The 6,040-nt window shown below is 66.8% G+C and carries 3 protein-coding genes and 2 pseudogenes; 2 read left to right on the forward strand and 3 right to left on the reverse strand.

The genetic code is table 11. The features are described from left to right. Window positions 1-3,206: WD40 repeat domain-containing protein (locus FCI23_RS53615; protein WP_136731435.1), on the forward strand; the 3,206-nt coding region annotated here is incomplete at its 5' end. Window positions 3,207-3,487: 281 nt separating this feature from the next. On the opposite strand, the gene FCI23_RS53620 is transcribed toward FCI23_RS53615, so the two are convergent. Continuing rightward, entirely contained in the window at window positions 3,488-4,165 is a 678-nt protein-coding gene (locus FCI23_RS53620) for a DUF2690 domain-containing protein (protein ID WP_136731437.1), read from the reverse strand. Between the two features lie 69 nt (window positions 4,166-4,234). Between FCI23_RS53620 and FCI23_RS62030 the strand changes: the two are divergent. Continuing rightward, window positions 4,235-4,771, forward strand: a pseudogene (locus FCI23_RS62030) (nSTAND1 domain-containing NTPase); the annotation flags it as partial. A gap of 6 nt (window positions 4,772-4,777) precedes the next feature. Here FCI23_RS62030 and FCI23_RS53625 read toward each other — a convergent pair. Together FCI23_RS53625 and FCI23_RS62035 are read right to left on the reverse strand one after the other, a co-directional pair. Next, a pseudogene (locus FCI23_RS53625) lies at window positions 4,778-5,429 on the reverse strand (UDP-N-acetylglucosamine--N-acetylmuramyl-(pentapeptide) pyrophosphoryl-undecaprenol N-acetylglucosamine transferase); the annotation flags it as partial. Beyond that, entirely contained in the window at window positions 5,430-5,588 is a 159-nt protein-coding gene (locus FCI23_RS62035) for a hypothetical protein (RefSeq protein WP_246144900.1), read from the reverse strand. Window positions 5,589-6,040: the final 452 nt, after the last annotated feature.

Below are 6,040 nucleotides of genomic sequence, written 5' to 3' on the forward strand. Positions count from 1 at the left end.
TCGTCGACCAGTTCGAAGAGCTCTACACCCTGTGCACCGACCCCGCCGAACGCACCCAGTTCATCGACCGGCTCCTGAGCGCCACCGACCCGGCCGCCCGGCTGCGGGTGGTCATTGCGGTCCGTGCCGATTTCCTCGGCCGCTGCGCCGAACATCCGGGACTCACAGCCGCCTTGCAGGACGCCACCTTGCTCGCTGGGCCGATGGGCCGCGACGAACTGCGCGAGGCGATCGTCAAACCCGCCCAGACCGCCGGACTGATCGTTGAACGCACCCTGACCGACCGCATCCTCACGGACGTGGAAGGCGAGCCCGGCGCCCTGCCACTGATGTCCCACGCCCTGCTCGAGACCTGGCACCGCCGCAAAGGCCGCGCCCTCACCGAAACCGCCTACGAAGCAGCCGGCGGCCTGCACGGCGCCATCGCCCGCACCGCGGAACACCTCTACACCCGCCTCACCCCCACCCAGACCGACCTCGCCCGCAGCATCCTGCTGCGCCTGATTACCCCCGGCGACGGCACCCCCGACACCCGCCGCCCCACCTCCCGCACCGAACTCGATTTCGGCGACCCCGACGAGACCACCACCGTCCTGGAACACCTCACCCGTGCCAGGCTGCTCACTCTGGATGACGACGCCGTCGACCTGGCGCACGAAGCCCTGATCGCCGCCTGGCCCCGCCTGCGTACCTGGATCGACGCCGAACGCGACCGCCTACGCATCCACCGACAACTCACCGAAGCCGCCCGCAGCTGGCACGATCTGGACCGTGACCTCGACGCCCTCTACCGCGGAACTCGCCTTGCGGCGGCCGAGGAGGCGTTCGCCGGCGCCGGCCCTGGACTCGGCCTGACCACGATGGAGGCGGTGTTTCTCGCGGCCAGCCGTGACGAGCGGCACCGTGAGGAGCAAACGGCCGTCCGCAGGGCCCGGCGGCTCCGGGGGTTCGTTGCCGCCATGTGCATCCTCGCGCTGCTCGCGTCCGGCGCAGCCGTCTTCGCCTTTCGGCAACGTACTTCCGCGCAGGAGGAACGTGACGTCGCTGTCTCCCGTCAGATCACCAGTGAAGCGGAGCAGTTGCGTGGAACCGACGTCGCCCTCCAGACCCAGAACGCCTCGCTCGCGGCTCAGCTCGACATCGTCGCCGATCGCGTGCACCGCTCACCACAGACGTACACCGACTTAATCAGCACGACCACCACCGCACTGTTCTCGGAAATCCCCAATCCAAGCGCTCCGGTGGATTCGGTGCCGTCCGTCTCCAATAACGAAACGGTGGCGTACAGCCCTGACAGACGACTTCTGGCGATAGCGGGCGAAGACGAGAAAGTGCGCCTGTGGGACGCGCATGACTTCGCCCGTCCCAGGCGGATCGGTCATACCCTGCCAGGTACTGTCGCCGCATTCAGTCCACGCGGACATGTTCTGGCCGTTGCGGACGGAGGCTGGACCATCCGGATGTGGGACACATCCCACCCTGCTCGGCTGACCCTGCTCGAAGTTCTCCATGTGCCTGGCTACTCCGGCGCGGGATCGTTGGCTTTCAGCTCCGACGGGCGTGTCCTCGCCGCCGGTACCGACCGCATCTTCTTGTGGGACGTCCGTGACATCGTTCACCCGAAGCGAATGGCGCACTCCCTGCCCGGCGAGATGATGGCGTTCAGCCCTCATGGCCGAGTAGTGGCCACCATGGAAAACGACACCGTACGGTTGTGGGACCTTTCGCATCCGGCTGACCCGGCTGTCCTGTCCACGCTCAACAGGAAGTTGGTGTTCAACCAGACGCTGGTGTTCAGCCCCGACGGAAAATACCTGGCCACCGAGGGCACCGGTATCGGTCAGGTCTGGTTGTGGAACATCAAGAACCCAAGACGCCCCACGCTTCTTGATGAGCCAATGAGCACCGGGGACAACTCCAATGTCCACGCCGTGGCATTCAGCCCTGACGGGCACATCCTGGCCGTAGCAGGAAGCAACGGAGTCCAACTGTGGAACGTCACCGGCCTCGCTGATTCCGCAGAAGTCTCCGATCCTCTCTTCCCTCTGGGCAGACCGCTGGGTCACCCCACAGACGCAGGAGTCTCCGTGGCCTTTGGCCCCGGCGGTCGTCACCTGATGACCGTCGGCAGCACGCTTCGTATGTGGCGCCTCCCCCCGACTGTCCTGGCAGGCTGCTCGGATGTCTCTCCGGCGGCATTCAGCCCGGACGCCCGGATTCTGGCCACATCCTGCGTCGGGGGAACAGTCCAACTGTGGGACACCACCAACCCCGCCAACCCAAGGCCTCTCGGCCGTCCTCTCCGCGGTACAGCCGCAGCGTTTGCACCCCGACGACACATCCTGGCCATCGCCATGGACGATCCCGCCAACGTCGACGACGGAACGGTCGCACTATGGGACACCACCGATCCGGCTCATCCCAGACCTTTCGGACGACGCCTTACCACCCCGGAGGACTACACCGTCGGATCATTGGCGTTCAGCCCCGACGGACGCACCCTGGCAACGGCGGAAGACGGCTCGGGCACCCGCGTGTGGCTGTGGGACATTGCCGAGCCTGCCCGCCCCAAGCGCCTCCGCCGGACTCTCGCAGCCTCATACGACTACGTCTACGACCACCTACTGTTCAGCCCCAGCGGGCACACACTCGCCGTTACAGCAAGTGGCGACACGGGTGATCGAGTCTGGCTGTGGGACACCACCACACCCGTCCACCCGAAGCACCTCGCCAACTCCCTCAAAGGCATAATCGTGGCCTTCGCACCTCGCGGGCACTTGCTGGCCGCCGCCTCCATTTCGGGAACCATCCAACTGTGGAACGTAAGCGCCCCCGCACACCCGACGCGAATAGGAGCCCCCTTCACCGCCAACGGGATCCTCGCCGCCACGTTCAGCGCTGACGGACATACCCTGGCCATCGGCAGTGAGGACGGCACCGTCCGGCTGTGGGACACCACCACACCCGCCCACCCGAAAATGCTGGGGAACCCCCTCACAGGCCACACCAACAGCATCACGTCGATGACGTTCATGCCAGACCACCCCAACCTCCTTGCCACTGGAAGCACCGACGGCACCGTGCGCCTCTGGGACCTGGACCCTGAGCACGCCACCCGACGCATCTGCTCAGTCACCCGACACGTCCTCACCCGCAAACTGTGGCGACAGTATGTCGGAACCCTTCCCTACCGACCACCCTGCTGACGAAGGTGGGCTGACGGGGAGTGTCATGAATCAGGCTCTGACAAGAATTTCGTAGCCGGTGAACGAATGCATCGAGGTTCATGGTTCCCCCTCACAGCAGGCGACACAAAGCACCGCCGATGCTTCTCTGCTGCCCCTCCCCGCACCGCCAGATCAGGCCCCCACCATCCATCCGAGCGACCCCACGACGATCAACGAAAACGTCGAAAGTCGAGCTTGTCCCCGCGATCAATAAATCTGGCTGGCCAGCAAGCAAGCTCGCTGGCCAGCCACCGGTTCTGTCAGAACCATGGCCAGGTGCAGTGGGTTACCCCGCCCGAGTGCGCGCAGGCCCGCATCTTGGCCCCGCCGCCGTCGTAGTAGGACGGTGTGTGTGTATCCGACCCGGATTTCACCGTTGTCGCTCCGAGGTGGTTGTAGGTCTTCCCGTTGTCGTACGTCCGGTCGACCCACACCTTGTCGTTTTTCTTCGCGTTGATGATCCTGCCCCAAGCACAGTGAGTCGTCGTGCTGTACCGCAGCTGGACCGTGGCACGGCCGACCTTCACTTGATGCACCCCAGCCGGAACCGGGTGGGCGAAGGAGCAGGTGCCCAGCGGGACGATGACATCCGAGGCTTCCCCTGCATGGGCTGTCCCTGCGGTCAGGCCGCTCAGAGCCAGCGCTGCCGTTGCCATGCCTATGGCTACTTTCTTGATCATTTTTCTCCCTCGTTGGTAATCCGTGAGGCGCAGGTTCGGTTGCCTGAGGACTTCCTTCCTGGCAAACGGATGGGTGGACACCGGCCGATCCACGGTCCTGTGGCGGACCCGGCCGGTGCTTGTGTCATCGAGTTCAGCGGTCTGGGTATTGAATGGGCAGCCGGTCTTGCCACCCTGATCAATGGCCGCGACGCAGGTCACGGGCACGGCGTCGCGGTGCTGACCAAAGAACGCGCCTCTGGCTTGCCCTCCTGTCACGGGCGCGCCTACCTTCTGGGGCCACAACGCCGCGTCCACGGGGGAAGCGGGACGGGAGGGGAGCTGTTGATGGCGGGGCGTCCGGAAAGCCCGTTGGATCCGAGTGCGGGGCCGGTGGCGCGGTCTGCCGCGGAGCTACGCAAGCTGCGGGCGGAGGCCGACAGCCCCACGTACCGGCTGATGGCCAGGCGCACCGGTCAGGGGGCGAGCACCCTGTCGCAGGCGGCCGCCGGCGAGCGGCTGCCGACCCTGCCGGTCGTGCTGGCCTACGTCCGAGCCTGTGACGGCGATCAGGCGGAGTGGGCGGCGCGGTGGCGTGAGGCGGCCGCGGATGCAGCGGCCGAGCCCCGCACCGAGGACGAGGACGCTGAGCCCCCGTATCGGGGACTGGCCCGCTTCGAACCCGACGACGCCAACGTCTTCTTCGGCCGCGATGAGCTCACCGACCGCCTGCTCAATCTCGCCTCATCCCGCCGGTTCACCGCGGTGTTCGGCCCCTCCGGCAGCGGAAAATCCTCCCTGCTGCGCGCTGGACTGATCCCCGCCCTGCAGGCCGAACCATCCCCGCACCTGCGCCCGGCCGCCATCCGTATCCTCACCCCCGGACCCCGCGCCGGTGAGGAGGTAGCGGGCCGCAAGCTCGCCGGGGAGTGACGTGGTGTGTTGCTGGAGCCCGGCGAGATTCGCCGGACCGCACTGGTGGATGACGTTGGCCTGCGACAGCAGCCACGGCAGGATGTCGCGCACGAGGCTGTTGATCTGCTGCGATCCCTGAGCGCCGCCGGTGATGTAGACGGTGGGGCGGTGCCGGTCGAAGCCTTGCAGGCCCAGGGCCTGGATCGCCTTGTCCGCCTGCCCAGACAGCACTTCGGGCCGCACCGGGTTGCCGGTGACCACCGCAGTCGCACGGGCCGACTCCGGCAACAGCGGCAGAGTCGATTCGGAGGACACCGCCACGCGCGTCGCCCTGCCAGCGAGCGACCGGTTCGCCAGGCCCAGCCGGACCGTCTGCTCGTGGACCACCAAGGGACGCCGGCACAGCGACGTAGCCGCCCGTCGCCAGCACCACATCAGGGTGGAAGTCGGAGACAATCCTGCGGGCTTGGACGACGCCGAGCGGCACGCGGCCCATGTCCCGCACATTAGCCGGGGAGACGAGCTTCAGCGGATTGCTGGAGCGGCGAACCTTGCCGGTAGCGACCGCAGCGAACCCGATCCCCTCGGCCGCCGCGACGCGGGCCTCCAGGCCATCCGCCGTTCCCACCTACAGGACGTCCAACGCCCTGCCGGTCGACGCGAGCCTGGCCTGAAGAGTGCGTACCGCGGTGAGAGCAGGGTAGGTGTGGCCGCCAGTCCCGCCGCCCGTGACGATCAGGCGGAAGGTCCCCTCCGAGTCGAGCGGGAGGTTGACGTCAGCGTTCACAGAGAAGCTCCCCATCTGGCGCCCGGACTCAACCCGCGCCACACCGTTCCTTGATCCCTACCGGGGTGTCCCGCAGCTCGAGCGACACACGTCGCCGTGCGCTCGACCGACAAAACGTCGCCGTGCGGCCGCAGACCCACACCGAGCCTCCCACATCGCCGAGCAACTGCAGCGCCAGTCAGCACGCGGCCACGTCACCATGCGCTCCGTCACGCAGGTCGCCACGAAAATCTGCCCTCGCCACCAGGAATTTCAGCGGTAGGGAAGACACCGGATTTCCTCCCTTTGGATTTTCTCTAAGCCATTTACCGGGCCATTACTGCTGACCTCGATTCGTCAGCGGGATTCGGTCGCTGACCTGCTCGGCGGTTCGCCCCGTAATGTCCTCGGGCCGTTCGAGGTGGGCCGTCGCGTGACGCCGCGGGTGCGCCGGGTTCCACGGGCCCGGAGTG

Origin of the sequence: Actinacidiphila oryziradicis, from assembly GCF_005047355.1 — a bacterium.
Lineage (GTDB): Bacteria > Actinomycetota > Actinomycetes > Streptomycetales > Streptomycetaceae > Actinacidiphila > Actinacidiphila oryziradicis.